This is a genomic window from Streptomyces sp. NPDC003943 (assembly GCF_053605265.1).
On the sequence record NZ_JBSGIW010000040.1, the window covers coordinates 1 to 24,139 of the forward strand.

The 24,139-nt window shown below is 72.3% G+C and carries 24 protein-coding genes; 10 read left to right on the forward strand and 14 right to left on the reverse strand.

Annotation, left to right across the window (positions count from 1 at the left end; genetic code table 11):
• Positions 1-1,236: sensor histidine kinase (locus ACWEV0_RS18125; protein WP_453150287.1), on the forward strand; the 1,236-nt coding region annotated here is incomplete at its 5' end.
• The gene (locus tag ACWEV0_RS18130; RefSeq protein WP_453150288.1) at positions 1,233-1,868 is read left to right on the forward strand and encodes a response regulator; all 636 of its coding nucleotides are present in this window, start codon (positions 1,233-1,235) and stop codon (positions 1,866-1,868) included. The genes ACWEV0_RS18125 and ACWEV0_RS18130, both read left to right, overlap by 4 nt.
• A gap of 92 nt (positions 1,869-1,960) precedes the next feature.
• Here the strand turns inward: ACWEV0_RS18130 and ACWEV0_RS18135 are convergent, their stop codons facing one another.
• From ACWEV0_RS18135 to ACWEV0_RS18155, 5 genes are all read right to left on the reverse strand, one after another.
• Complete coding sequence (locus ACWEV0_RS18135; protein WP_453150343.1) at positions 1,961-3,004, reverse strand: PucR family transcriptional regulator; 1,044 nt, start codon at positions 3,002-3,004, stop codon at positions 1,961-1,963.
• A 339-nt stretch (positions 3,005-3,343) separates the two neighbouring features.
• Positions 3,344-3,628 carry a hypothetical protein gene (locus tag ACWEV0_RS18140; RefSeq protein WP_453150289.1) on the reverse strand — a complete coding sequence of 95 codons (285 nt, stop codon included), beginning with the start codon at positions 3,626-3,628 and terminating at the stop codon, positions 3,344-3,346.
• A gap of 84 nt (positions 3,629-3,712) precedes the next feature.
• Complete coding sequence (locus tag ACWEV0_RS18145) at positions 3,713-4,219, reverse strand: DinB family protein (protein WP_453150290.1); 507 nt, start codon at positions 4,217-4,219, stop codon at positions 3,713-3,715.
• A gap of 80 nt (positions 4,220-4,299) precedes the next feature.
• Entirely contained in the window at positions 4,300-5,253 is a 954-nt protein-coding gene (locus ACWEV0_RS18150) for an immunity 49 family protein (RefSeq protein WP_453150291.1), read from the reverse strand.
• Positions 5,254-5,351: 98 nt separating this feature from the next.
• A complete protein-coding gene (locus ACWEV0_RS18155) occupies positions 5,352-6,104 on the reverse strand; it encodes a TetR/AcrR family transcriptional regulator (RefSeq protein ID WP_453150292.1) in 753 nt (250 codons plus the stop codon).
• Between the two features lie 140 nt (positions 6,105-6,244).
• Here ACWEV0_RS18155 and ACWEV0_RS18160 point away from each other — a divergent pair, with 140 nt between their 5' ends.
• Positions 6,245-7,468: a saccharopine dehydrogenase family protein gene (locus ACWEV0_RS18160; RefSeq protein WP_453150293.1), complete on the forward strand. Its 1,224-nt coding sequence runs from the start codon at positions 6,245-6,247 to the stop codon at positions 7,466-7,468.
• Between the two features lie 169 nt (positions 7,469-7,637).
• Here the strand turns inward: ACWEV0_RS18160 and ACWEV0_RS18165 are convergent, their stop codons facing one another.
• On the reverse strand, positions 7,638-8,297 hold the full coding sequence (locus ACWEV0_RS18165; protein ID WP_453150294.1) for a response regulator: 660 nt from the start codon (positions 8,295-8,297) through the stop codon (positions 7,638-7,640).
• On the reverse strand, positions 8,288-9,445 hold the full coding sequence (locus ACWEV0_RS18170) for a sensor histidine kinase (RefSeq protein ID WP_453150295.1): 1,158 nt from the start codon (positions 9,443-9,445) through the stop codon (positions 8,288-8,290). The genes ACWEV0_RS18165 and ACWEV0_RS18170 overlap by 10 nt, the downstream gene beginning before the upstream one ends.
• Positions 9,446-9,665: 220 nt before the next feature.
• Here ACWEV0_RS18170 and ACWEV0_RS18175 point away from each other — a divergent pair, with 220 nt between their 5' ends.
• On the forward strand, positions 9,666-10,940 hold the full coding sequence (locus tag ACWEV0_RS18175) for a serine hydrolase domain-containing protein (protein WP_453150296.1): 1,275 nt from the start codon (positions 9,666-9,668) through the stop codon (positions 10,938-10,940).
• Positions 10,941-10,979: 39 nt separating this feature from the next.
• On the opposite strand, the gene ACWEV0_RS18180 is transcribed toward ACWEV0_RS18175, so the two are convergent.
• A complete protein-coding gene (locus ACWEV0_RS18180) occupies positions 10,980-12,095 on the reverse strand; it encodes an FAD-dependent oxidoreductase (protein WP_453150344.1) in 1,116 nt (371 codons plus the stop codon).
• A gap of 70 nt (positions 12,096-12,165) precedes the next feature.
• Between ACWEV0_RS18180 and ACWEV0_RS18185 the strand changes: the two genes are divergently transcribed.
• On the forward strand, positions 12,166-12,846 hold the full coding sequence (locus ACWEV0_RS18185) for a TetR/AcrR family transcriptional regulator (protein WP_453150297.1): 681 nt from the start codon (positions 12,166-12,168) through the stop codon (positions 12,844-12,846).
• Positions 12,847-12,906: 60 nt separating this feature from the next.
• Here the strand turns inward: ACWEV0_RS18185 and ACWEV0_RS18190 are convergent, their stop codons facing one another.
• Positions 12,907-13,494 (reverse strand): hypothetical protein, encoded by a 588-nt coding sequence (locus tag ACWEV0_RS18190; protein WP_453150298.1) that lies wholly within the window; start codon positions 13,492-13,494, stop codon positions 12,907-12,909.
• Positions 13,491-14,273, reverse strand: coding sequence for a metallophosphoesterase family protein (locus tag ACWEV0_RS18195; RefSeq protein WP_453150299.1), 783 nt, complete (start codon positions 14,271-14,273; stop codon positions 13,491-13,493). Before ACWEV0_RS18195 ends, ACWEV0_RS18190 begins: the two co-directional genes overlap by 4 nt.
• Before the next feature lie 289 nt (positions 14,274-14,562).
• Here ACWEV0_RS18195 and ACWEV0_RS18200 point away from each other — a divergent pair, with 289 nt between their 5' ends.
• Complete coding sequence (locus ACWEV0_RS18200) at positions 14,563-15,207, forward strand: dihydrofolate reductase family protein (protein WP_453150300.1); 645 nt, start codon at positions 14,563-14,565, stop codon at positions 15,205-15,207.
• Between the two features lie 177 nt (positions 15,208-15,384).
• Here ACWEV0_RS18200 and ACWEV0_RS18205 read toward each other — a convergent pair whose 3' ends face one another.
• Both ACWEV0_RS18205 and ACWEV0_RS18210 read right to left on the reverse strand, forming a co-directional pair.
• Complete coding sequence (locus ACWEV0_RS18205) at positions 15,385-16,608, reverse strand: calcium-binding protein (protein WP_453150301.1); 1,224 nt, start codon at positions 16,606-16,608, stop codon at positions 15,385-15,387.
• Positions 16,609-17,050: 442 nt separating this feature from the next.
• Positions 17,051-17,503: an NADP-dependent oxidoreductase gene (locus ACWEV0_RS18210; protein ID WP_453150302.1), complete on the reverse strand. Its 453-nt coding sequence runs from the start codon at positions 17,501-17,503 to the stop codon at positions 17,051-17,053.
• A 107-nt stretch (positions 17,504-17,610) separates the two neighbouring features.
• Between ACWEV0_RS18210 and ACWEV0_RS18215 the strand changes: the two genes are divergently transcribed.
• The 3 genes from ACWEV0_RS18215 (at position 17,611) to ACWEV0_RS18225 (ending at position 19,489) form a co-directional block, all read left to right on the forward strand.
• The gene (locus ACWEV0_RS18215; protein WP_453150303.1) at positions 17,611-18,204 is read left to right on the forward strand and encodes a TetR/AcrR family transcriptional regulator; all 594 of its coding nucleotides are present in this window, start codon (positions 17,611-17,613) and stop codon (positions 18,202-18,204) included.
• Positions 18,205-18,509: 305 nt separating this feature from the next.
• Complete coding sequence (locus ACWEV0_RS18220; protein ID WP_453150345.1) at positions 18,510-19,109, forward strand: RNA polymerase sigma factor; 600 nt, start codon at positions 18,510-18,512, stop codon at positions 19,107-19,109.
• Positions 19,106-19,489 carry a hypothetical protein gene (locus tag ACWEV0_RS18225; RefSeq protein WP_453150304.1) on the forward strand — a complete coding sequence of 128 codons (384 nt, stop codon included), beginning with the start codon at positions 19,106-19,108 and terminating at the stop codon, positions 19,487-19,489. The genes ACWEV0_RS18220 and ACWEV0_RS18225 overlap by 4 nt, the downstream gene beginning before the upstream one ends.
• A gap of 196 nt (positions 19,490-19,685) precedes the next feature.
• Here the strand turns inward: ACWEV0_RS18225 and ACWEV0_RS18230 are convergent, their stop codons facing one another.
• On the reverse strand, positions 19,686-20,948 hold the full coding sequence (locus ACWEV0_RS18230) for a cytochrome P450 family protein (RefSeq protein ID WP_453150305.1): 1,263 nt from the start codon (positions 20,946-20,948) through the stop codon (positions 19,686-19,688).
• A gap of 129 nt (positions 20,949-21,077) precedes the next feature.
• On the opposite strand from ACWEV0_RS18230, the gene ACWEV0_RS18235 reads away from it, so the two are divergent.
• Positions 21,078-22,718 (forward strand): HEAT repeat domain-containing protein, encoded by a 1,641-nt coding sequence (locus tag ACWEV0_RS18235; RefSeq protein WP_453150306.1) that lies wholly within the window; start codon positions 21,078-21,080, stop codon positions 22,716-22,718.
• Between the two features lie 73 nt (positions 22,719-22,791).
• Here ACWEV0_RS18235 and ACWEV0_RS18240 read toward each other — a convergent pair whose 3' ends face one another.
• The gene (locus ACWEV0_RS18240; RefSeq protein WP_453150307.1) at positions 22,792-24,039 is read right to left on the reverse strand and encodes an MFS transporter; all 1,248 of its coding nucleotides are present in this window, start codon (positions 24,037-24,039) and stop codon (positions 22,792-22,794) included.
• Positions 24,040-24,139 lie beyond the last annotated feature (100 nt).

A 24,139-nucleotide genomic window follows, 5' to 3' on the forward strand; every position in this document is an offset into this window, starting at 1 on the left:
GTGGAGGCCGGCGGCGCGGCGCCGGTCACCGTGCAGCCGACCAGCGAACCCCGGCTGCTGCTGTTCTTCGTCGGCGGCGAGCGGGCGGCTTCCCGCCCTCCGGCGCGGGCCGGGCTCCTCACCGGCCCGGCCGTCGGGCTGCTCTCCCTGGCCGGGCTCGTCTACGGAGCGGTGCAGGCCACCCGGCACGCCACCGGCCGGGGGCCGGCCGCACTGGTGCTCATCGTCGTCATGGCGCTGGCCTGGATCGGCTGGTGGGTGGGAAGCCGCTCCGGCCGTCCGGCCCTCGCGGTGACCTCGCTGGCGGTGCTGGCCGGTGCCGGCGGGGCGATGGCGCCCCTGTCCTCGTACTCCCCGGTGGTCGTGGGTGTGGCGGCGCTGTGTGCCGCCGGGCAGGTGGCGCTGCGGCCGGCGGCGGCGCTCACCGGACTGGGGGCCGTGACCGCGACCGTGGCGCTCGCCGTCGACGGAGACGGCTTCACGCCACTCCTGGCCGTCACGGCGGGCGGACTGTGCGGCCTGCTGCTCGGTGTCGTACGCCGCCAGCGCCAGGAAAGCCTCTGGGCACAGGCCGAGCTGGCCGTGGCCAGGGAACGCGGAGCCGTCGAGCACGAGCGCGCGGAACTGCTCGCCGAGCGCAACCGCATCGCCCGGGAGGTGCACGACGTACTGGCGCACACACTCTCGGCGCTCTCGGTGCAGATGACCGCCCTCGACTCCCTCGTCGAGGACGGCGCGGCCAGCGACGACGTACGAGAGGCGATCGGCCGGTCCCGCCGCCTGGCCGTCGAGGGCCTGGAGGAGACCCGCCGGGCCGTGCGGGCGCTGCGCGACGAGCCGGTCGCCCTGGCCGAGCGGATCGGCTCCCTCGCCGCCGGCGAAGGAGCCGCCTTCCGTGTGACCGGTACCGAGCGGCCGCTTCCGGCCGCCGTGGCCCTCGCGCTGGTGCGGGCGGCGCAGGAAGCCCTGACCAACACGCGCAAGCACGCGCCGGCGGCCCACGTCACCGTCGTCCTCGGCTTCCACGCGGCCTCCACCCGCCTGACGGTCACGAACACGGCCCCCGTGCCCGCCGCCCCGCACGGGCCCAGCACCGAACCGGCCGGCGAACTCGCGGCCACCGGCGGCGGCTACGGACTGACCGGGATGCGCGAGCGCGTCGAGCTCCTCGGCGGCACACTGACCGCAGGCCCGCACGAGGGCGGCTGGCGCGTGCGGGTGGAGGTCCCGGAGTGAAGGTGCTCATCGTCGACGACCAGACGATCATCCGCGACGGCCTCGTCACCATCTGCGAACGCCTCCCCGGCATCGAGGTCGTCGCCGTCGCGGGCGACGGCGAACAGGCCCTGGCCGCGGTCGCCGAGCACCGCCCGGACGTGGTGCTGATGGACCTGCGCATGCCCCGCATGGACGGCATCGAGGCCACCCGCCGCATCACCGCCGCTCACCCCGGGACGCACGTCGTCGTGCTCACCACCTACAGCGACGACGAGTCGATCCAGGCCGCGCTGGCCGCCGGCGCGCTCGGCTATCTCACCAAGGACGCCGCCCGCGAGGACATCGACCGCGCACTGCGGGCCGCCGGCCGGGGCCAGGCGCTGCTCGACCCCGCCGTCCACGCCCGCCTCGTCGCCCTCGCCCGGCAGCAGCCCGCCCCCGGCCCGGCGGAGCTGCCCGACGGACTGACCGCCCGCGAGGCCGAGGTCCTCGCCCGCATGGCCCAGGGCCTGTCCAACCGCGAGATCGCCCGGTCCCTCTTCGTCAGCGAAGCCACCGTCAAGACCCACGTCAACCGCGTCTTCGCCAAGACCGGCAGCCGTGACCGCGGCCAGGCCATCGCCTACGCCCACCGCCGCGGGCTCGCTTGAGCCCGGAGCCGGGAGCCGGGAGCCCGCAGTCCGTGAGCCCGGAGTCTGTGCCCCCCGGGCAGCGCCGCCGCCGCTGCCGCCGTACCGATCCGTCACCGGCTCCCGCGCCGATGGTCCGGCCCGTCGGGCTCCTCGCAGGGCCAGCCCAGGAGCCGGGCTCCGATGACGGCGGTCTGGAGGGTGTAGCGCTGGCCGGGCTCTCCGGGGTCGGCGCCCGTCAGCCTGTGTATGCGGTCCAGGCGGTACGTCATGGCGCGGACGCTCAGGGACAGGCGCCGGGCGGCCTCGGCGGCGACGCAGTTGGTGTCGAAGTACGCCGTGAGGGTGTCGATCAGCGGCTGGGCCCCGCCGCGAGCCTGCCGGAGCGGGCCGAGGACGCTGACGACGAGGTCCTCCATGGCCTGCCGGTCGCGGGTGAGGACCGGATAGACGAGGAGGTCCGCGGCGTGCAGGACCGGCTCGTCCAGGTCCATGCGGGCGGCGAGGTCGAGGGCGTTGAGAGCCTCCTCGTAGGAGTGGACGACACCTCCCGCGCCGGGGTGCGGGCGGCCGATGGCGATGTGGCCGCCGTCGGTGGCCGCGTACGCCAGCTTCGCGAAGTACGCGAGCACTTCGGGTTCGTCGCCGGGAGCGACGCAGATCAGCCGGCCGTCCTTGGTGGTGAGCAGGATGCGCCGGGCACCGAAGCGTGTGACGAGCGACGACTCGACGGAGCGCGAGACGGGATACCCGTCCCCGTAGGGTTCGGGCCCTTCGGCGACGGCGACCGCGTGGGAGTGCGAAAGCAGCAGTCCGAACCGTTCGGCACGCTCGGCGAGCCTCCCGAGGTCACTGCGCCCGTAGAGCAGGTCGTCGACGAACTCGCGCCGCGCCGCCTCCTCCTGACGTACCGCCAGGCGCTGCGCGCGTTCGTGCCCCTCGGCGAAGGCGTCGACGGCCTGCTCCACGACGGCCAGGAGTTGCCGGTGAGCCGCCTCGGGCAGGCCGGGGTGCGACGTCCGGGCGGCCGCGAGGTGGGCGCGGACCAGGGACCGCAGTCCGATGCCGGCCTCGGCGGCCTGCTCGCCGCGCGACCGCAGCGCCTCCAGCTCGTCGCGGGTCAGCCGCCGCCCTGTCGCGGAGACGCCGGCCAGCATCTCGGCGTACCCCTCCAGATAGTCCTCGGCCGCCGGCCTTCCCGACACGCTTCCTCCCCGGATCCTGATGCGCCCTTGACGATTTCCTGACGCGCGAGGATCAAGAGTGGCACGTCGTCGCAAGGGGGAACGCCACCGGCATCAAGGAGGCGTCGAAGACTGCCGGGCGACGGCAATGCGAAGGTGATCGCCGCGGCGTGAGGATGAGCCCGTCGGAGGCCAGGGCGTGAAGCCTGTGCCGGGCCACGGAAATCGCGACGTCTCAGAGGGCGGGGCCATGGGGGAGTTCCAGCACGCCGCCGTCGGGAGGTTGATCACCGCCCCATGTGAGCCCCGGGATCAGCCGAGACCACGGTGAGCAGCCCACAACGCCCCGGCACGGCTGGCGGCGTCGGAGACCAGGCTCGCCAGTTCGGGTCTGTCGGGGACGGGGAACGAGACGTATGCGCCCCGACCACCACCTGGTCTGCCATAGGCCTTCACGGCGAGGTGACCGTCCGGGAGGAGCCGGACGTTGAGTGTGGTCAGCGTGAATGCTTCACCGCGTCGAGTGTCCGTCCAGCGGAGCGCCTGCGGGATCGCGACATTGATCGCCAGAGCACTTACTTCCAGTTCGCTGCTCATGGACGGATGATCTCACGCGAGTCGCCGCAGGCGGCCGTCACCGGCTTGTGCAGCAGGCGGTTTGACCACGACTCGATGCGCGTCCTAGTCGCCGGTCGTGCCGTCGAGCAGCTCGCGCAGGATGTCCAGGTGGCCGTTGTGGCGGGCCGTCTCCTCGGTGAGGTGCAGGAGGATCCAGCGCAGGTCGACGTGGAGACCGCTGCGGACGGCCCGCCGGGCCTGCTCGTCCAGGCTGTTCGCGGCGACCAGTTCGCGGTAGCGGGCGCTCTGCTCCGCGTACTCGTCGAGCAACCGCGGGAGCGGGAAGTCGACGGCGATACGCATCTCGCGGTCGGGGTCCTCCTCGGTCCAGGGACCCTGGTCCTCCTCGCCGAGGAAGACCACCTGGAACCAGTAGTACTCGACCCAGCGGAGGTGATTGATCAGTCCGCTCATGGTCATCAGGGGCGAGCCCGGCAGGAGCGCCTTGCGGGCGTTCTCGGCGGAGACGCCGTCGCACTTGGCGCGGGCGGTGTCCCGGGCGTAGTCGAGGAACGTGGTGAGCTGGGTGCGCTCGTCCCACGCGGGCGGTGTGTCGTCGATTCTTGTCATCGCGCGAAGCCTCTCCGATCGCCGCGACCGGTGTCGAGGCATTAATCGAGGCCCCGACCCGGTCGCTCCGGCTCTCGTGGCTACTTGGCGTGCCAGAGACCGAGCTTGTTCCGCTCGGTACGCGCGGCCCGTTCGAGCGCGTCGGTCCGGCCGACGATGCCGTGCGGCAGGTAGCCGGAGCGGACGCGCAGTTCCCAGCCGTGCACCTGGACGGCCAGGGCTGCCAGGGTGAGGGCGTCCAGAGGGAGCAGCGTCCGCGGCGCCGGGTCCGCTTCTACGCCTTCCCGGTACTCGACCAGCCGGTTCACGAGGGCCTGCTCGAAGGCGGCCTGGTCGTCGTCGAGCAGGACGCGCAGCAGTCGCTGGTCCGGCGTCAGGGCGCCGGCCGCGTCCAGCCGTCCGGCGGCTTCGGCGCGCTCCTCGGCGTCGGGCTTGCGCAGGGGCACGGTCGGCCAGTCGCGGGGGAGGTGCCCGCTCGCCTCGGTCAGATAGGCGCAGAGCGCCTCCATCGCCGCCAGATCGGCCGGCGCCGACACCGACGTCAGCTTCGAGTACGGCACGCCGTCCCGGATGGCCGACGCGAAGTCCTCCCGCAGCAGCAGCCCGGTGACCCGCTGCCAGTCCCACACCAGTCCGCTGACCACGACCGCCGCGAAGGTGTCCAGCCACGTCCGCGCCGTGGGGGCCTCGTCGATGACGTCCTGGAAGGCGAGCTCCTCGCTCGTCAGCTCCTCGCCGACCAGCGGAAACCGGATCTCCTGGTCACCATTGGGATAGCAGCCGAGGCTGATCACCCCCAGCGCACACTCAGCCGCCGTGCGCAGTACGGCACGTGACGCGTCGTCGATTTCCGGCGCGGTCAGCGTGCGCGCGGCGGCGTGGTCGAGCAGCTCGTCGCCCATCTCCCGCAGCCGGTCGAGACGGAAGGAGCCGTAGCGCATGCTGTGCCACCGGCCGAACGCCCTTCCCTCGATGTCGTCGAGCGCCTGGGCGACGAGCTTCTCGCTCACCTCGTGAGGTGCCACTTCCTGCATGACTGACCGTCCGTTCATGATCGATCCCACCGGGAAACGGCACGTTACCAACGAGCTCGGACATCCCCGCCCGGGGGCCGGTCCCGCCGGGCACGGACTCACCCCGTAGCCGTGCCCGTGCCCGTACCGCTGCCGTCCGGACCGCGCCCTCGTACGGCTTCGAGTCGCGCCTCCGCCCGGTCCAGGAGCGTGTCCAGCACGACCGGATACGCGCTGTGGTTCATCCGCTCCGCCAGCAGGTGCGCGGTGGCGGCGATGTGCGGATGGGTCGCGGCGGGCAGCTCCGCGTACGTCGAGGTCCACATGTCCTCGTCCGCCTCCCGGGCCTCGTCCTTGATGGCCAGCGCACCCGCGTCCAGAGCGGCGAAGGCCAGAGCCAGGTCGATGAAGGCGTGGTACAGACCCACGGCGTCCGCGTCGCCGAAGCCCGCGCCGCGGAGGATGCCGAGGATCGTCTCGTCGACCTCGATCTCCCGGGGGCGGCCGGTGACGCGGCTGGCGGTCAGCAGCGCGGCCTGTGGATGGGCGAGATAGGAGGCGTGGATCGCCAGGCCGAGGCCGCGCAGGTCGGCGCGCCACCTCCCGGTCGCGGCCCAGCTGTCCAGCGCTCGCCCCATCAGCTCCTCGCCGACGGCCCGGGTCAGGTCGTCCAGGCCGGCGAAGTACCGGTAGAGGGTGCTCGGGTCGGCGCCCAGGGCGCTGCCCAGGCGGCGGGCGGTCAGCCCGGCACTCCCGTGCTCGCGCAGCATCCGCAGCGCCGTCTGCACGATCAGCTTCTCCGACAGCACGGTGCCCTGCCGGGTCGGCCGCCGCCTGCGCCGTTCCGTCTCCGGGACCACCTTCTTGGCCATCGCGCCCTTCCTTCCGGACCCTCACGCCCTCGCGAGCGTCCTTATGCCAACGCCGTAGACCTTAACCGGCGGTCTCGTGTTGCATCGAGCCGTCCCCGGGCGCCCGGCCCCGGGACCTTCCCGACAAGAGGGTGTGTGACATGCGCGTACTTCTCGTGGGTGCGGGCGGCGTCGGAACCGCCGTCACCCGTATCGCGGCCCGCCGTGACTTCCTGACCCACATGGTCGTCGCCGACTACGACCCGGCCCGCGCCGAGGCGGCCGTCGCCGCGATCGGGGACGAGCTGGGCCGGTTCAGCGCGCGCCGCCTGGACGCCTCCGACGAGGCCGAGGTGCGCCGCGTGCTGCGCGAGGAGCGCTGCGACGTGCTGCTGAACGCGACCGACCCGCGCTTCGTGATGCCCCTGTTCGACGCGGCGCTCGCGGCCGGCACCCACTACGTGGACATGGCGATGTCGCTGTCCGCGCCGCACCCGACCGCCCCGTACGAGGAGTGCGGGGTGAAGCTCGGCGACGAGCAGTTCGCCCGGAGCGCGGACTGGGAGCGGTCCGGCCGACTCGCGCTGGTCGGCATGGGCGTGGAGCCGGGACTGTCGGACGTCTTCGCGCGGTACGCGGCCGACGAACTCTTCGACGAGATCGAGGAGATCGGCGTCCGCGACGGCTCGAACCTGACGGTCGAGGGCCACGACTTCGCGCCCTCCTTCAACATCTGGACCACCATCGAGGAGTGCCTCAACCCGCCCGTGGTGTACGAGAAGGACCGCGGCTGGTTCACCACGGCGCCGTTCAGCGAGCCGGAGGTCTTCGACTTCCCCGCGGGCATCGGCCCGGTGGAGTGCGTGAACGTCGAGCACGAGGAGGTGCTGCTGATCCCCCGCTGGGTGGGCGCACGCCGGGTGACGTTCAAGTACGGACTCGGCGACGACTTCATCGCCAAGCTCAAGACGCTCCACGAACTCGGCCTGGACGCCACCGCGAAGGTCGCCGTCCCCGGCGCCCAAGGCCCCGTCGACGTCGCACCCCGGGACGTGGTGGCCGCGTGCCTGCCCGACCCGGCCACGCTGGGCGACCGTATGAAGGGCAAGACCTGCGCGGGCACCTGGGTCAGGGGAACGAAGAACGGCGCCGCACGCGAGGTGTACCTCTACCACGTCGTCGACAACGAGTGGTCGATGCGCGAGTACGGCTCCCAGGCCGTGGTCTGGCAGACGGCCGTCAACCCGGTCATCGCCCTCGAACTGATCGCGGCGGGCACATGGAAGGCCAACGGCGTCCTCGGCCCCGAAGCCCTGCCGCCCCGCCCCTTCCTCGACCTGCTCACCGCGTACGAGTCCCCCTGGGGCCTGCGCGAGGAGCACTGACCTGCTGGGCACCGCCCGGCCGGGGGCGGCGGCCGATTCGCACCCTGCCCGGCCCGAGACGCCGACCGGGAACGAAGTCACCAACGCCGCCTCGACGCCCGCCGCTTCGACGCCCGCCGCTTCGACGCGTGCCGCTTCGACGCGTGCCGGCTCCCTCGCTCAGCGACCATCAGTGATCAGGCGTGCCGCCGTGGCGGCGCAGGTAGGCCAGGACGGCGCGGACCCGGCGGTGGCCGCTGTCGCCGGCCGGCAGGCCCAGTTTGAGGAAGATGCCACCGACGTGTTTGTGGACGGCGTTGTCGGTGATGAAGAGCCGCTGGGCGATCGTGGAGTTGTCGTGCCCTTCGGCCATCAGCGCCAGGACCTCGCGTTCGCGGGGGGTGAGGGCGTCCACGGGATCTCCGCGCCCGGCGAGGAGCTGGGCGATCACCTCGGGGTCCATGGCCGTGCCGCCGGCGGCCACCCGGCGCAGTGCGTCGGTGAACTGTGCGATGCGGCTCACCCGGTCCTTGAGGAGATAGCCGATGCCGCCGCGGGTGTCGGAGAGGAGACGGCCGGCGTACTCCTGCTCGACGTACTGGGACAGGACCAGTACGGGAAGTCCCGGGTGGTCGCGGCGGGCCTGCAGCGCGGCCCGGATGCCCTCGTCGCGGAAACTCGGAGGCAGCCGGACGTCGACGATGGTGACGTCCGGGCGGTGGGCCTCGACGGCGGCGAGGAATCCGGGGGCGTCATCGGTGATCGCGGCCACCTCGAAGCCCTGCGATTTCAGGAGGAGTTCGAGTCCGGACGCCAGCAGGACGTTGTCCTCGGCGATGACTACACGCACGGCAGCTCCACGGTGACGGTGGTCGGCCCGCCCGGCGGGCTGATGATCTTCATGGTGCCGTCCAGGGCGGCGGCGCGGCGGCGGATTCCGTCCAGGCCGCTGCCCCGCGACGCGTCGGCCCCGCCGGTCCCGTCGTCGGTGATCTCCGCGGACAGCGTCGGGCCGTCGCGGGTGACGCGGACCGCGGCCCTGCCGGCCCGGCTGTGCCGGGCGATGTTCGCGAGCGCCTCGGTGACGGCGAAGTAGGCGACCGCTTCGACCGCGGCGGGGACCGCACCGAGTTCGCCGACGTCGATGCGGGTCGGCACGCCGGTCCTGGTGGCCAGGGTGCCGAGCGCGCCGGCGAGTCCCTGGTCCGCCAGGACCGGCGGGTAGATGGTGCGGATGACGGAGCGCAGCTCGGCCATCGCCTCCTCGGTCTCGTCCTGCGCCTGCCGTATGAGCGCGGCAGCCGCGTCGGGGGACCGGGGAAGACTCTGCCCGGCCACGGCGAGCCGGATGGCGATGGCCACCAGCCGGGCCTGGGTGCCGTCGTGCAGGTCGCGCTCGATCCGGCGGAGTTCCGCGCCGTGCGCCTGCAGTACGTCCGCGCGCGTCCGCGTCAGCTCGACGACGCGTGCGGCCAGTCGTGCCGCGGGCGACGGCGCCAGGACCGCCAGGCAGCACCGCGCGTGCACCCGGGCGAGCGGTGGCAGGGCGATGGCCGCCAGCGCCGCGAGGGTCAGGAACTGCGCCAGGTTGAGCGTCACCGCGGAGGCCCAGCTGTCGATCCGGACACCGAACAGCAGCAGCCGTGGCGGATCCGACGCCGGAAACGCCCACCACCCCACGCTGACGACAAAGGTGAGGAGCAGGTTGCCCAGGCACAACAGGGCGAGTACGCCCGCGGGCAGGCCGGTGGCCACCTGCGTCACGAGCCACACGGGTGCGCGGCGCCGGGCATACGTACGCGACTCCACCGGTCGGCCCAGCAGCGCCCCGGCGCGCCGGCGGTGACGCTCCGCCCAGGGAGCCGCCAGCGATGGCAGGCACAGCAGCGGTGCCGCCACGAGCGTCACCGTCGCGGTCAGCAGAGTGCCGAGCAGGTAGCGCCCGCTGCGCCCGGTCTGGATCAACCGCGCGCGGGCCTCACCGATCACGCCGTGCACTGGCTCGCCTTCGTGTCTCGTATGCCGTATGCCGTATGCCGTATGCCGTATGCCGTATGCCGTATGCCGTAAGTCGTCAGTCGTACGGGACCGGGGGAGCGGCCCGCAGACGCGCCACTGTACGGGCCGGGCGCACCCGCGGCACTACAGCCAGCTGTAGGTTTCAACCGGCCGCCTGTGGTAGCGACTTGTCATGCGACGCCTACCTAGCGTGGCAGCCATGACATCGACAACCCAGACCTCCGCGCCGCACCACGACCACCCTTCCCAGCGCCCCTCCCGGCGCCCCTCTGCGCAGCGCCACCGCCGGATCGGCCGACGATGGCTGGCCGTCGCCGCGGTCGCACTCGGCACAGCGGCCGTGGCCATGGCCGTCCAGCCATCGGACGGCACGGCCGCGCCGTCCGCGTCCGGCTACCGGCAGGACGACCTGCGCCGGGACACCGAGGCCCTCAGGGCGCTGGGAACCACCGGCGTCCAGGCGCGGGTGACCACCGCCTCCGGCCGGGATCTGGTCGCCACCGCCGGCGTCGCCGTGGCGGGCACGAACCGCCCGGTGCCCCGCGACGGCTACTTCCGGATCGCCAGCACCGGCAAGGCGCTCATGGCCACGGTGATCCTGCAGCTGGTCGACGAGGGCAGGCTGTCACTGGACGACACGGTGGACCGCCGGCTGCCCGGCGTGATCGACGGCAACGGCAACGACCCACGCAGGATCACCGTGCGTCAGCTCCTGCAGAACACCAGCGGCCTCCACGACGACCTTCCCGGCTTCGACACCCCGCAGCAGTACCACCAGCACCGCTACGACACCTACACCCCCGAACAGATCGTCGCCCGGGCGATGAAGCACCACCCGGACTTCGAGCCCGGCACCGGCTGGAGCTACTCCAACACCGGCTACGTCGTCCTCGGCATGATCGTCGAGAAGACCACCGGCCGGCCGTGGCAGGCCGAGGTCGAGCGGCGGATCCTCAAGCCGCTCGGCATGAACCACACCTATCTGTCGGGCACCACGTCCACCCTTCGCCGCCCGCACGCCGACGGCTATCAGGTCTTCCCCTCCGGCGAACGGACCGACGTCACCGAACAGCTCGTCCCCGACCTCGGCGGCTACGTCTCCACCACGGCGGACGTCAACCGCTTCTTCCAGGGACTGCTGGGTGGCAAGCTGCTGTCCGGCGCACGCATGGCCGACATGCAGAACACCGTCCCGGTCGACAAGCGGATCGAGACCTTCTGGCCCGGCGGCCGCTACGGCCTCGGCCTGGTCAGCCGCCCCCTCGCCTGCGGCGGCGCTTATTGGAGCCATGAAGGCGGCGAAGCCGGCTACATCACCCTGAACGGCGCCACGAAGGACGGCAGCCGCGCCGTCACCGTCTCCCTCTCCACCAGCTTCAACGACCTCGAGAACACGCTCCGCCAGCACAGGGCCGCCAGCGACCTCGTCAACCGCGCGCTGTGCGACACCGCCAGCAGGCGACAGGGAAAGTGACCGCCGGAGGCGGGCGCGGCCGAGAACGCGGGCCGGCAGTCACCGAGGCTGGAAGAACGCGAGCATCTTCCGACTGGCGTCCGGCGACGTCAGGATCGCCTGAACGTGAGCGGACTGACGGCCCACCGCGCCGGTGCGCTCGAACATCTCGCGTTCGTATTCCCGGACGGCGGCGGGGAAGTCGTCCGGGTGCGCGGCCAGCGCGAGGCCGAGCAGCGCGCCGTCGAGCAGCGCCATGTTGGCACCCTGTCCCACCGGCGGCATCAGATGCGCGGCATCGCCGATCAGCGTGACGCCCGGTGTCGACGGCCAGGTCAGGCCCACGGGGAGAGCCGTGATCGACCGCGGCTGGATCGAGTCGTCGCAGGCGGCGATCAGGGCGGTGAACCGTGGGTCCCAATCGGCGAACAGCTCGATCAGCCGCGACCGGGCGGCGGCCGGGTCGTCGAACGGGATCCCGCTGGTGGCGAACCAGTCCTCGGCGGTGTTGAAGCTCAGGTAGACGCGCACGCGCCCGTCCCCGTTGCGCTGCGCCGCCAGGGACTGGCCGCTGCCGAGCACCCAGTAGTTGCCTCGTCCGACCATCGTCGCGAGGTCGGGGTGGGTGCGGTCGATGTCGGGAATGCCGAGCTCGACGACGTTCTGGCCGGTGTGCGCAGGCCGGGCGTCGGTGAGGAGCGCACGGACCCGGGAGTTCGCGCCGTCGGCGCCGACCAGCAGGTCGTACGTCGCGCTGCTGCCGTCGGTGAAGTGCAGCAGGCCGCCGCGGTCGGCGTACTCGAACGCGCGCCCCCAGCGCACCGCGTGTTCGGGGAGGGAGTCGAGCAGCAGGTCGCGCAGATCGGCGCGGTCGACCTCGGGTCGCTCGAGTGGGGCGTCGTCGGGCGTGTCCTCCTGGAGCAGCAGGGTGCCGTCCGGCTCGAGAAGCCGCAGGTCCTGGCCTTCCCGGCGGGCAATGGCGTGGAACCGGTCGATCAGGCCGGCCTCGCGCAGCGCCCGCTGCCCGGTACCGGAGTGCAGGTCGAGCATGCCGCCCTGACCCCGTGCGCCGCGCGACGGCTCGCGTTCGTACACGACGGCGTCGATTCCGTTCATGTGCAGCACACGGGCGAGAGCCAGGCCGCCGAGACCGGCTCCGACGATGGCGATGGACATGGTGCCTCCCCTTCGATACGCCGTATTGGTCGATACACTGTATCGCGCCATGCGATGTATGGTGAGCGGCATGTTGGTGTGGGAGAGACCGGAGCCACCGGAACGGCCGGTGCCGGCCCGGCTGGACCGGGACCGGATCGTGCGGGCGGCGATCCAACTGGCCGACGCGGACGGCCTGGAGGCGGTCTCGCTGCGCAAGGTCGCCGCCGTGCTGGGCGTCGGACCGATGCGGCTGTACGGATACATCGCAGGCAAGGACGAGCTGCTCGACCTGATGGTCGACGCGATCCACGCCGAGATCCGGCCGGTCGGGGACGGCTGGCGAGAGGTGCTGCGATCTCTTGCCGAGACCACCCGGCAAGCCGCTCACGAGCACGAATGGCTCGCCGATCTGCTCGGCGGACGACCGCAGCTCGGCCCGAACGCGCTCGCCAGGGGAGAGGCCGTGGTGTCCGCACTGAAAGGCGTCGACGTCGACTCCGTCATGCCGGTGGTCACCGCGGTCGACGCGTACGTGATCGGCGCGGTACGCCGGGAGATCGCCGAGCGGCGTGCCGAGCGCGCCACCGGCATGGACGAGAAGCGCTGGCAGGCCTCCCTCGGCCCCTACCTGGAGCGGACCTTCGCCACCGGCCGATTCCCCGCCCTGGCCACGGTGGTACACGACGCCGCCCACCTGGACGCCGACCAGACCTTCCGGATCGGCCTCGACTTCCTCCTCGACGGCATCGAAGCCCGTATCTCGAAGTGACGTGACGAGCCGCTGACCGGACGAAGCCCCAGCCACGAAGCCGGGCGGTGCTGCCCTTCTTCAGGCGGGCCGGACGGGGGCCGGGATGCGGGCCAGAAGCTCCCCGGCGATCTCCTTCAGCTGTGCGGTGATCGCCTCCGGGGAGCGCCGCGGACCCCCGTCCTCCCAGTGCGCCGCCACCGCGTCGATCACGGGGTTCAGCTCCTCGCAACGCCCATAGGCCTCTGCCACGTTGTAGAAGATGAGGGCGATGCCGTCCGCGGGGTCGAGCCAGCCGCCGACGATCTCGGAAGCCCACCAGCGGGCGAGCGCCAGTCGGCCTTCCCAGTATTCCTCGGGCGGGTGGAAACCGAAGCCGAGCTCGTCCATCACCCGGCCGAACAACTCCGGGGCCAGATCGTGCTCGCAGCGGTTCAGCGCGGCGAGGTGCAGCAGGGACGGTGTGCCGAGACCGGCGCACAGGGCACGCAGAGCAGCCTCGGTCAAGAGCTCGGCTTCACCGTGCCGGCCGTCGACCCATGAGTGGGCGATCTCCCGCAGTTCCCGCACCGCGTCAGCCGGTGTTGCCGGCGCTTCCCCCAACGACATGGCGGAATACTGCCACGCGCCGCCGAGTCCGTCGTGCTCAGCGCGGGCCTGGGGTTTCACAAGTGCTGCTGGGGCACCCCCGGCTTGTCGTCGCGGCCGTCCCGTGGTGCGAAGGCGGCGAGGACCTCGGCGTCGGTCGCGCGAGCGTTCAGGAAGTAGTCGGCCCACTCGGTGATCTCGGGGTAGGACGAGTCCTGGCGGAGCTGGTCGGCTGCGGCCCGGAGATCGAAGTGCGTCGTGCGGAGTTCGACGCCCGGGCCCAGGAGGGCCCACTGGGCACCGGCTCGTCCGTACGGCATGCCGATGCTGCCGGGGTTGACCACGAGCCGGCCGTGAGCGAGGCGCACGAACGGCATGTGGGTGTGGCCGCAGACCACGGTCCGGATGTCGGCATCGAGGTCTTCGAAGACTTCCTGCCAGCGGTCGAGGCGGGAGTCGACCAGGACGACCTCCTCGTCGTCGCGAGGGGTCGCATGGCAGAACAGCACCTTGCCCAGGCCCTTCACGGGCAGGGAGAGCGACCGTGGCAGCGAGCCGAGCAGGTCGAGATGGTCCTCGCGAAGCTGTTCGGCCGCCCAGGGGGCGATCGGGTCGGGGATCGTGTCGCGTTGGCCCCGGCGGTATTCGAGGAGTTCACGGTCGGCGTTGCCGCTGATCCAGAGGACGCGCTCGCCGAGGCTGGTCAACAGGTCGAGAACCTGGGTCGGTTGCGGGCCGGCGGTGATGTCGCCGGTGAGCACGATGTGGTCGGCGGAGCCGACGTCCGGTTCGGCCAGCACCGCCTCCAGGGCAGGCAGCACTCCGTGGATGTCGGACAGGACGGCTACTCGATTCAGCATGGTCACCACTGTGGAACGAAGTCAGCCGAGCGGTGCGATCTTTCGCCCGCCGCGTAGTCCGAGGGCCCGGAGCGTGGTCGCCGGGGCGCGAGCCCTTCCAGGAGGCACCGGCCGGTGGGCGAGTCGCGTGTGAGCGGGACTCGCCCCGTGGCAAGGGCTCGCGACGGCGCGGGACCACGTGGTCGTTCCACCCGACCGGGTGAAGCCGGGGTCTCGACGCGGCGATGAGTCTGGCGTCGCCCGCAGGTCTGACTCTTGATGGAGACAACCAACGCGTCGGGAGTACGGCATGGGCCTCATCCACATCGAGCTGTTCGCGACCCTCGATCTCGTCGGGCAGGCGCCCGGCGGCCCCGACGAGGACCCGCAGGGGTTCCCGTTCGGCGGCTGGCAGGCGCCGCTGCTGGACGAGGCCACCGGGGCACAGGTCGGCGCCGCGTACGAGGGCACCGACGCCCTCCTGCTAGGCCGGCGGACGTATGACATCTTCGCCGCCTACTGGCCGCACCAGGAGGGAGGCGAGGACAACGAGATCGCCACGCTCTTCAACAGCGTCCCGAAGTACGTGGCCTCCCGCGGCAGGCCCGACCTGTCATGGGCCGGCTCCACGCAGCTCGGCCCGGACCTGGCCGGCGCGGTGCGCGAGATCCGGGACCGGCACGAGCACGTGAAGGTCGTCGGGAGCCTGAACCTGGTGCAGAGCCTCCTGCGCGAGAAGCTCTTCGACCGTCTCGACCTCTGGGTCCACCCGATCGTGCTCGGCGTCGGGAAGAAGGTGTTCGACGGCGGCGCGGTGCCCACCAACCTCACCCTCCTCGAGCCCCCGGCAGCCGGCCCGAAGGGCACCGTGTACCTGCGCTACGGGCTCGCCGACGGCACGCCCGCGACGGGCGACATGAGCGCACCCGACCGCGGTCTCGGCCGCGACGACTGAGGCCGCCCCGCACCGGCCTTCTACAACTGTGCGTGCGGTCGGCGTTCGGGGCGCGGCGGGCCGGAGGCCGATCAGCCGGCCCGCCAGGCGTCGCGAGAACGCAAGTGCGGGACCGGCTGGGGCGTCGGCAAGGAACGGTCCAGCCGGTGCGCCCGCCCGGCCGGAAACCGGAGCCGGTCAGAGCACGCCGGGGCGACCCATCAGCCGCGTGAGGTACTGGTACAGCGGCCGGTCTGTCCGCCCGGGAGCAGCCTTCCGGGCGGAGCGCGCGGTCGGCTGGGTCTCGCAGTTGACTACGGTGTCGGTTCCGCCTTCGCCGTCGCAGTCGTCGATGCCGGCCTGCCCGTCGAGGGCGTCGTCGGCCGGGCCACCGCGCAGGTAGTCGTTGCCGTCGCCGCCGCGCAACGAGTCGCGGCCGCCGGCGGTGCCGAGGGTCTGGGACCAGTCGGAGTTGTCGCCGAAGATCACGTCGTCGCCGCCGCGGCCGTCGATGACGTCGTCGCCGGCGGTGGCGCCGGTGGGGTCGACGAGGCTGCTGTCGCCGATGAGGATGATCTCGCCGGTGGTGCCACCGGTGATCTTGTCGTTGCCGGAGCCGATGGCGGTGCCGCCGGAGGTGTGGTCGCCGACAGCGCCGAACGCGCCGTCCGTCCCCAGGTCGATCAGATCGTCGCCGCCGGCGCCGGTCGCGTTGCCGAACGGGGCGACGCTGTCGCCGGTGATGTCGCCGAGGGTGCCGGGGCCTTCGAGCAGCACGTCGTCTCCGGCGCCGGAGGCGGAGTAGTAGCCGAGGGAGTCGCCGATGATGACGTCTTCGCCGTTGCCGCCGATGATGCGGTCGGAGGCTCCGCCGTTGGCGTGGTCGCCGGCGTCGTCCCCGTACAGGACGTCGTCTCCGTCCCCGCCGACCAGGACGTCGGGGGAGGCCCCGTTGGCGGTGCCCTGCGCGGCGCCGTTGTCGCCGAGCAGGAAGTCGTCGCCGGTCCCGCCGTCGAGGTAGTCCCGGCCGGTGGGAGTGGTGACGTCGCCGGTGTAGGCGCGTTCGTCGCCGACGATGCCGTCGTTACCGGCGTCGCCGAAGATCCGGTCGTCGCCGGTGCCGCCGGCGATGCGGTCGTCGCCGTCCCCGCCGTGGATGTAGTCGCTGCCCCCCAGGCCGCAGATCAGGTCGTTGCCGCCCTTGCCGTCGATGACGTCGTTGCCGGGCGTTCCGATGATGACGTCGTTGCCGGGAGTGCCTGTGGTGCCGGTGACGGTGGCGGCGGCCTCGAAGCACGTGGGCGCGGCGGCTGCGGGGCCACTCGCGGTGACGGTGAGTGCCGCGGCGACGAGGACGGGGGAGCACAGAAGACCGATGGTCCGGCGGCGGGAGGCGGGGCGGAGGGCTGCTCTGGGGGTCATGCGAGGTGATTCCTTCCCGTGAAACGAGGAGGCCAGGAGGCAGGGACAGGGGCAGGGGGAATCGCCGGGGGCGATCGCGTTGTGCGATGTGTGCCCCGCCCCGAGCACCACCTGGATATACGGAGAGTGATTTCACCCGATGGGTCGGCGGCCGGGGCGGTCACTCCGCGGAAGGTGAAGGCCAGTCGGCTTCTTGCAGCGGGGGCTGCCCCCGCGGGTGTCGCCCGGCCGGACCCGTCCCGGGACGTACGGAGCGGGTTCGCTGGGCCCATGCGGCGACCGGGGGGCCTGCCGCGCCCAGGCCTGCGAAGAGTGCGCCGAGGAGTAGCCATCCGGTGTGCCCCAGCGGGATCGTGCGCGGTCCGGTAGCGGTCGGCCAGATTCCCCGCCGGTATGCCGGTATGCCGGTATGCAGGCCGCCAGGCCGCTGAGGCCGGCGACGTCAGAGGTGGGTGAAGACGAACTGGTACGCCGTGAGTCCGGCCATCGGGACGGCGGCGGCCTCGATGTGTCCGAGAGTGGCCGGCTTGGAGGCCAGGTGGGCAGCGGGTGAGACCGCGTACTCGGCGTATCCGGACGCGCGGCCGGGGAAGTTGACCAGGCCGAACACCTCGTCCCCGGGCCGCCACCGGGTGACACCCGGGCCGAGTGCCGTGACCACGCCGGAGATGTCGCTGCCCAGGATGAGCGGCGGCGTCCAGTTCGGCCGGACTGCGACCGGGAAGTTCTCGAAGCCGAGCCGCGCGTACCAGTCCGGCGGGTTCACACCTGCGGCGTGGACCCGGACCAGTACCTCACCCGGGCCGGGCTCGGGCCGGGCCACCTCCTCGTAGAGCAGCTCCTCGGGCTCGCCGAAGGCGTGCAGCCTGACAGCGTGCATCGTTGCCGTACCCATGGGTCCCTCCCTGAACGCCGATGCGGAGCACCCCGGATAGAATCCGGAGCACTGCTCCGGAACAGGTAACCGGAGCAGTGCTCCGGTTACCAAAGGTAAGGTTCCGCATGCCCATTGAGTCGCGCTCCGGCAAACCGCGCGCACCGCGCACCGACGCGCAGCGCAACCGTGACCGCATCCTGGAAGTGGCCGCGGAGGCCGTCGCGGAACAGGGAACGCTGGCCTCCCTGCGGGAGATCGCCCGGCGCGCCGACATCGGGCTCGGCACGCTCTACCGGCACTTCCCGAACCGGGACGCCCTGCTGGAGGCCCTGCTGCACCGGCGCTTCACCCACCTCGCCGAGCGGGCGGACGCCCTCGCCGCCACCCCGCCCGAGCGCGCGCTGGCCGAGTGGCTTTACGAGTTCACTCTCGGCGCGGGTGCCTATCAGGGCCTCCCGGCCACCCTCATGGCCACTCTGAACGACCCGCAATCACCCCTGCACGCCGTCTGCCTGACGATGCGCCAGGCCGGCGGTCGGCTGCTGGAGGCGGCCCAGAGATCAGGCACGATCCGGCCGGACGTGGCACCCATCGACCTGTTCGCACTGGCCAACGCCCTCAGCTGGATCGCCGACCAGGCCCCGACGCTCACGGAGCGCCGGGAACACCTCTTCCGCCTGGTGATGGACGGGTTGAGGCCGCAGTCCGACCACGCCTGACCCGCCACCCGTTGAGGGCCGGACCGTACGGCAGTGCTGCGGGGTGAATCCTTTCCGGGCCTGTCTGCCTCTTGTGTGTGTTCCGGCCGGACGGGCCGGCGGAACCGGGAGGAGACACTCATGATGGTTACCGGTCTCGTGGTGATCGGAGCGCTGCTCGTGGGCGCGTGCAGCTGGCATCTGATGCGGCGTTACAAGGGTCGAAGCTGACCAGCCACGACCACAACTATGTCCATGACCATGACCATGACCGTGATCACCACCTGCGCCCGCGTGCGGCGCGCCTCGCCGACTACGAGTTGCCCATGAACCCACGTTTCCGTTGGCCGGACGAGCGGCTCATCAAGGCCGCTCAGGACGGCGATGTCACTTCGCTCACCACTGTGGTCATGGAATCGCAGCCTCACGTCCGCAAATTCGCCCTGTCGCTGTGCGCCTCGCCGCAGGACGCGGAGGACGCGGCGCAGGAGGCTCTGATCATCCTCTACCGGAAGATCGGCACCTTGCGGGCCACGGGCGCGCTTGCCTCGTGGATGTTCCGGATCGTGCGGAACGAATGCCTGCGGCAGGTACGGCTGCTCGTCTCGTCGCACGGCGAGGTGCCGGCCGAACCGGAGGGGCCTGTGCAGCCGTCCGCTGAGGACGCGGTGCTGCGCGGGCTGGAGGCGGAGCGGATCGCGGCCGCGGTCTCGGCTCTGCCCCGCGACCAGCGTCAGGTCCTGATCATGCGGGACGTCCAGGGGCTGCCGGGCAAGACCGTCGCCCGTGCGCTCGGACTGAGCACGGCAGCGATGAAATCGCGGCTGCATCGGGCCCGCGCAGCGCTGCGGCACGCACTGGCAGCGGCTGACCAGGCATCAGATCAAGCCGTCGGCCGACCGGCCGAAGGAGGAGACTCATCATGAAGACCGTAACGCCCGTAACGCCCGTGCGGGAGGCGAACGACCCGACCACAGCACAGTCCGCGGCGCCAGGGATGAACTTCGCCAGCAAGTCCGTCCCGCGCCACCTGGCGCGCGGCGCCATCGGTTTCGGGCTGATCATCGGCTCCATCGCCCTCGTGCCGGTCGCCGGCCCGGCCACCCTGCTGGCGGCCCCGTTGGCACTGATCGCCTTCCGCGGCTGCCCCACCTGCTGGATGGTCGGACTGGCCCAGACCGTTTCCCGCGGCCGTCTGGAGCGCCAGTGCGTGGACGGCGTGTGCACCCTCACCAAGGCGCACCCGGCGGCACAGCCCGCGGGCGAGCCGGCAGCCGGCATCAAGGCCCCGGCCGCCTCCCGGTGACGAGGCGTCGGCCCGGGGACGTATGCCGCCCGGCCCGCCCGCGGGCCGAAGGACCGGCCCCCGGCCGGCGTCCTCTGCCCGGCGGGAACGCGGAAACGATCCCCTGTCACCCGGACGGATGGGGGCCGGACCGGGGACGCGCCGAGGCCGCGCCCGGCCCCGACAGCCGCGTCGAGCCGACTGCGGGGTGAGAGGCTCAGTGCCCGGCGGGGCCTGCGGGGCGAACCGGGAGCGTCTCGGTGCTGTTGCCGATGAAGCTGCGCTGATGGGGCAGTTCGGTCTCGGGGACGGCGAGGTCGAGGTCGGGGAAGCGGGTGAAGAGCGCCTCCAGGGCGATGGTGGCCTCGAGGCGGGCGAGCGGGGCGCCCATGCAGTAGTGCGCGCCGTGGCCGAAGGAGAGGTGCCGGGCCGTGCCGGGGCGGGTGACGTCGAAGCGGTCGGCGTCCGGACCGTGGAAGGTCTCGTCGCGTCCGGCGGCGGTGTAGCCGGCCAGGACGGGGGTGCCCTGGGGGATCACGGTGTCGCCGAGGGTGAGGTCGCGGGTGGGGTAGCGGAACGGGAACCAGCTGACCGGGCTGTCCCAGCGCAGCGTCTCGTCCACCACGTCCGACCAGGTCGCCTTGCCTTCCAGGACCAGCGCCAGCTGGTCGCGGTGGGTGCACAGCGCCCGTACGGCGTTGCTGATCAGGTTGAGGGTGGTCTCGTGGCCGGCGACCAGCATCAGGCGCATCGTGCCGATGAGTTCGGCCTCGCTGAGCCGGTCGCCCTCGCCGTCGCGGGCGGCTATCAGGGCGCTGGTGAGATCGTCGCCGGGAGTGGCCCGGCGGGCGGCCGCGATCGTGCCGAGCAGCTCGACGAGCTCGCGTACCGCGGCCATCACCTCCGCAGGAGTGGTGTCGGTGGCGATGATCACCGTGTAGGTGAGGTCGTGCAGCCGGCCCCGGTGCTCCGGGTCCACGCCGAGCAGCTCACAGATGACGCTCAGCGGCAGCGGCAGCGCGAAGTGGGTACGCAGGTCCGCGATGCCGTCGGGGTGCTCCGCCGCCGCTCGGGCGAGGTCGTCGAGGAAACCGGCGGTCAGCTCCTCGATGCGCGGCCGCAGCCGCTCCACCTGGCGGGCGGTGAAGGCGTTGCCGACGAGAGAGCGCAGCCGGCGGTGGTCGGCGCCGTCGGCGGTGTGCATGCCCTGGGCGTTGGCGAAGACCCGCAGCGGCCAGTCGGCGGGGATCGTGCCGTCGCTCAGAGCCGGGCAGTGGCGGGCGTCCTTGGCCACATCGGGGTGGGAGAGGAACTCCTTGAGCGCGTCGTGCCCCAGGACCACCGCCGCGGGTACGCCGCCGGGCAGGACGATGTCGGCAACGGGCCCCCGGGCCCGCAGCCCGGCGTTCAGGGCGTGCGGACAGCCGCCGGCGGGGTCGACGACGTGGGCGGGTGCGGGCGAGGGGGAGTGGCTGGACAAGCGGGGACTCCTGACCGTAATGAACGAATACCGGCCAACAGTGCGACGCCGAAGGCCGGTTGTACAAGTCCCTCTCGGCCGGCGCCTTCCGATGCCGTCGCCGCCCCGGTCGTGGCCGATACTGCCCGCATGGGGGAACACGACATCCTCCGGGTACGCCTCCGCGCGGCCCTGCGCGCCGACGACCCGTGGCTCGCGCTGTACACGCTGAACACCGACCGGCCCCGACGTCTCGCCGAGGCGGTCGAGGAGCTGTACCGATCGGACGCGGACGGGGCCGCCTTCCGCCCGTACCTCACCTGGCTCCTGCGGAACCTCGGGGATCCTGGCGACCTCGTGCTGCTGCGTCTGTTCGCCGAGCCGACGCTCTCCGCCGATGTCCGCCAGGACCTGCTGAGGGCCGTCGTGGCGCGCGGGCTGCGGCTGCCGGCCGAGCTGCTGCACACGTACGCAGAGGAGGCCAGGGCGTCCGGCAGGGGGGACGCACGTGCCGGCGGCTCGTTCGCTCCCGAGTTCGTCGACGCCATCGGGCTCTCCGGCGACCCGTCGTTCGTACCGCTCCTCGGCGCGCTCCTCGACGACCCGGCCGCCCCGCGCGGCCGCGCCGCGCTCGCGCTCGGCCGCCTCGGAGCCCGCGAGTGGACGGTCCCGATCGCCGAGCGGCTGTCCGAGGTGTCCGGGCTCGACCACACCGCGTTCGTCGTCGCGCTGGAGCTGATGGGCGATCCCGCCGCAGTTCCGCACCTGCTTCGTTGGCTGGCCGAGAGCGGTGAGGAGCGGGTACGCGACGTCCACCTCGCACTCGTACGGCTCACCGGACGCGACCCCCTCCTGCCGGAGCGGGCGAACGGGGCGGCCTACGCGGCGGCCGTACGCGCCGCCTGGGCGGACGGCCGCACCGAGCGAGCTCCGGTGGTGGTCCGGGACCTCGTCGTGGAGTCCGGCACGCGGGCCCGGTTCTCCGTGAACGGGGGAACGGGCCGGATCCGGGTCGCCTTCGACCCGCCCGTGCCCGGCTCCACTTGGCCGCGCTGGAACCGCTCCCTGACGTTCGACGGAAAGCAGCTGTACGGGGTCGGCTCACCCTGTGGCACGTGCGAGCTGGGCCTGAGGCTGCTGGACTGGCCGGACGGCGAGGCGACCCGGATCGCTGCCCGCATGCGCGGACGGCTGGTCGACCTGGACCGGCTCGACGCCGCGCTGCTCGTCGAATGGAGCCCCGTGCTCGGTGAGCTGGAGACCGGTCACTACCGCGCCCTCCTGCTCGACCTGCCGTTGGAGCGGGTGGACGAACCGGCCCGGTCGTGGTGGTACCGCCGTGCCGCGGCCCGGGCGGAGGCGGACGGCGACGATTCCGCATACGGCGACGACCGTCCCGAGGAGTGCTGGCCCGGCGTCGCGCACTTCCAGCTCACGGCGCCCGTTCCGGGCGGCCGGATCCCGTCCGCTTACGGTGCACTCCTGCCCTCGCAGCCGCCCGAGGCGCTCGACGCGACGACCGTCGCCCGGCACGCGGCCGCCATCGCGGCGGGGGAGCGGCCCGCCGCCGTGGTCCTCGGCTGGATCGACGACCGGTACGTGGAGGCACGGCACGAGGAGCGGTGGCTCGTCGGGGTGGTGCTGGACGGTCATCACCGGCTTGCCGCGTACGCGGCCGCCGGAGTGCCCGCCCGGGTGCTCCTGATCGCCCGCGTCGGCGGGGGCGGTGGTGCGGACGGCGGCCTGGAAGGACTGGCGGAGGTGTCCGCGGCGTACGGCTGCGGGGACTGAGCCGGTCAGCCTGTCCACCGTCGGCCGCACCGGGCACTGCGGTGTGCGCCATGCAGGCGCGGGGGGCGGGGCATCAGGTCGGCAGGGAGCTCTTCCGCTGCTGCGTTTCCGGTCCGGTGGCGGCTCCCTGGGGCGTTCGATTCGCGCCGCGGTGCCAGAGCAGCAGCGAGACCCCCAAGGTGAGAGCGAGAGGCAGGGCACCCGACGCGATCACGAGCGCGCGGGAGGACAGGACCGCGGTAGGGGTGCCGAGCAGGTATCCGGCGAGGACCGACACCCGGGCCATGGCGCTGTAGGCGGCCCACGCCTGTCCGTGGAAGGCGTCGGGCACGGTGGAGTGGACGCTGTTGCGTACTGCCACATTGTGCGCTCCGTTCCCCAGGCCGGCGAGAACGAAAGCCGCTGCGATGACGATTCCGTTGGGAACGAGGCCGGCGACCAGGAGCCCCGCCGAGATCATGCCGGCCCCGATGACCACCAGTTGGCCCTGGCGGTGGAGGAGCGAGTTCCTGCCGGCGAGCACGGCGCCGGGAATGCTGCCGAGCGCCCAGCAGGCCAGGACGTATCCGTACCAGGTGTCGTTGTTCACGACGTCCCGGATGTAGAACACACCTGCGACGCCTTCGATGCTGGTCGCGAGCATCAGGCCGGCCAGCAGGGGCAGCATGGGGCCGATGACCGGTGACCTGCGAAGGGCCGCGAATCCTGCGCCGGCGCCTCGGAAGGGGTGGGACTTGACTGTTGCACGGGCGTCCGAGGAAGCGGGGACGGCGATCACGGCCGCGCCGGCGATCACCAGGAAGGAGAGCGTGTCGAAACCGAGGAGCGCGGTGCTGCCCCACAGCGCGTGCACGGTCGCCCCCAGGGAGGGGCCCAGAAGGCCGGATGCGGAGTTCGCCACGGACACCGCGGAGTTGGCACGGGAGAGGTTTTCGCTGCCGGCAAGTTCAGGCAGGAGTTTGAACCCCACCGCGGACGCCGCGACACCGAAGACGCCTGCCACCGCGAGCATCGCGATGCGGAAGTGAAGCGCGGGCACGACGGTGGCCGAACCAAGCGCCACCGCCTGGGCGAGCACCGAGACGATCCAGAGCCGGCGGGCCCGCCAGCGGTCCGCCAGGACGCCCACCAGAGGCGCGAAGAGGATGGGTGGCACCAGCCCCGCCACGTAGACCTCCGTGACGTTCCAGGAGGTCCCCGAATGGGCGGCGTCCAGAGCGAGCCCCAGCGCTGCGGCCGAGTCCCCGATCAGGGAGAAGAGCATGCCGACGACGATGACGCAGACACGCCATGACAGAGTGAAGCGCTTCCCTGAATCCATCCTCGATCTTCCCTGACGTCGCCGGGCCCGCGCTGGTTCACGCGTTCCCGGCTGTGCTCAGCGCGGTGCCCGGTGCGATACTCCGTGCGGTGCTCGCTGC

Excerpts from the sequence above, each read along its gene's own strand:
- ACWEV0_RS18180 (WP_453150344.1), bottom strand. The coding sequence starts at position 12,095 with ATGTCCATCGCCATCGTCGGAGCCGGTCTCGGCGGCCTGGCTCTCGCC.
- ACWEV0_RS18200 (WP_453150300.1), top strand. The coding sequence starts at position 14,563 with ATGGGCCTCATCCACATCGAGCTGTTCGCGACCCTCGATCTCGTCGGG.
- ACWEV0_RS18140 (WP_453150289.1), bottom strand. The coding sequence starts at position 3,628 with ATGAGCAGCGAACTGGAAGTAAGTGCTCTGGCGATCAATGTCGCGATC.
- ACWEV0_RS18145 (WP_453150290.1), bottom strand. The coding sequence starts at position 4,219 with ATGACAAGAATCGACGACACACCGCCCGCGTGGGACGAGCGCACCCAG.
- ACWEV0_RS18155 (WP_453150292.1), bottom strand. The coding sequence starts at position 6,104 with ATGGCCAAGAAGGTGGTCCCGGAGACGGAACGGCGCAGGCGGCGGCCG.
- ACWEV0_RS18175 (WP_453150296.1), top strand. The coding sequence starts at position 9,666 with ATGACATCGACAACCCAGACCTCCGCGCCGCACCACGACCACCCTTCC.
- ACWEV0_RS18195 (WP_453150299.1), bottom strand. The coding sequence starts at position 14,273 with ATGCTGAATCGAGTAGCCGTCCTGTCCGACATCCACGGAGTGCTGCCT.
- ACWEV0_RS18185 (WP_453150297.1), top strand. The coding sequence starts at position 12,166 with ATGTTGGTGTGGGAGAGACCGGAGCCACCGGAACGGCCGGTGCCGGCC.
- ACWEV0_RS18210 (WP_453150302.1), bottom strand. The coding sequence starts at position 17,503 with ATGGGTACGGCAACGATGCACGCTGTCAGGCTGCACGCCTTCGGCGAG.
- ACWEV0_RS18205 (WP_453150301.1), bottom strand. The coding sequence starts at position 16,608 with ATGACCCCCAGAGCAGCCCTCCGCCCCGCCTCCCGCCGCCGGACCATC.
- ACWEV0_RS18160 (WP_453150293.1), top strand. The coding sequence starts at position 6,245 with ATGCGCGTACTTCTCGTGGGTGCGGGCGGCGTCGGAACCGCCGTCACC.
- ACWEV0_RS18240 (WP_453150307.1), bottom strand. The coding sequence starts at position 24,039 with ATGGATTCAGGGAAGCGCTTCACTCTGTCATGGCGTGTCTGCGTCATC.
- ACWEV0_RS18225 (WP_453150304.1), top strand. The coding sequence starts at position 19,106 with ATGAAGACCGTAACGCCCGTAACGCCCGTGCGGGAGGCGAACGACCCG.
- ACWEV0_RS18235 (WP_453150306.1), top strand. The coding sequence starts at position 21,078 with ATGGGGGAACACGACATCCTCCGGGTACGCCTCCGCGCGGCCCTGCGC.
- ACWEV0_RS18220 (WP_453150345.1), top strand. The coding sequence starts at position 18,510 with ATGAACCCACGTTTCCGTTGGCCGGACGAGCGGCTCATCAAGGCCGCT.
- ACWEV0_RS18150 (WP_453150291.1), bottom strand. The coding sequence starts at position 5,253 with ATGCAGGAAGTGGCACCTCACGAGGTGAGCGAGAAGCTCGTCGCCCAG.
- ACWEV0_RS18215 (WP_453150303.1), top strand. The coding sequence starts at position 17,611 with ATGCCCATTGAGTCGCGCTCCGGCAAACCGCGCGCACCGCGCACCGAC.
- ACWEV0_RS18135 (WP_453150343.1), bottom strand. The coding sequence starts at position 3,004 with ATGCTGGCCGGCGTCTCCGCGACAGGGCGGCGGCTGACCCGCGACGAG.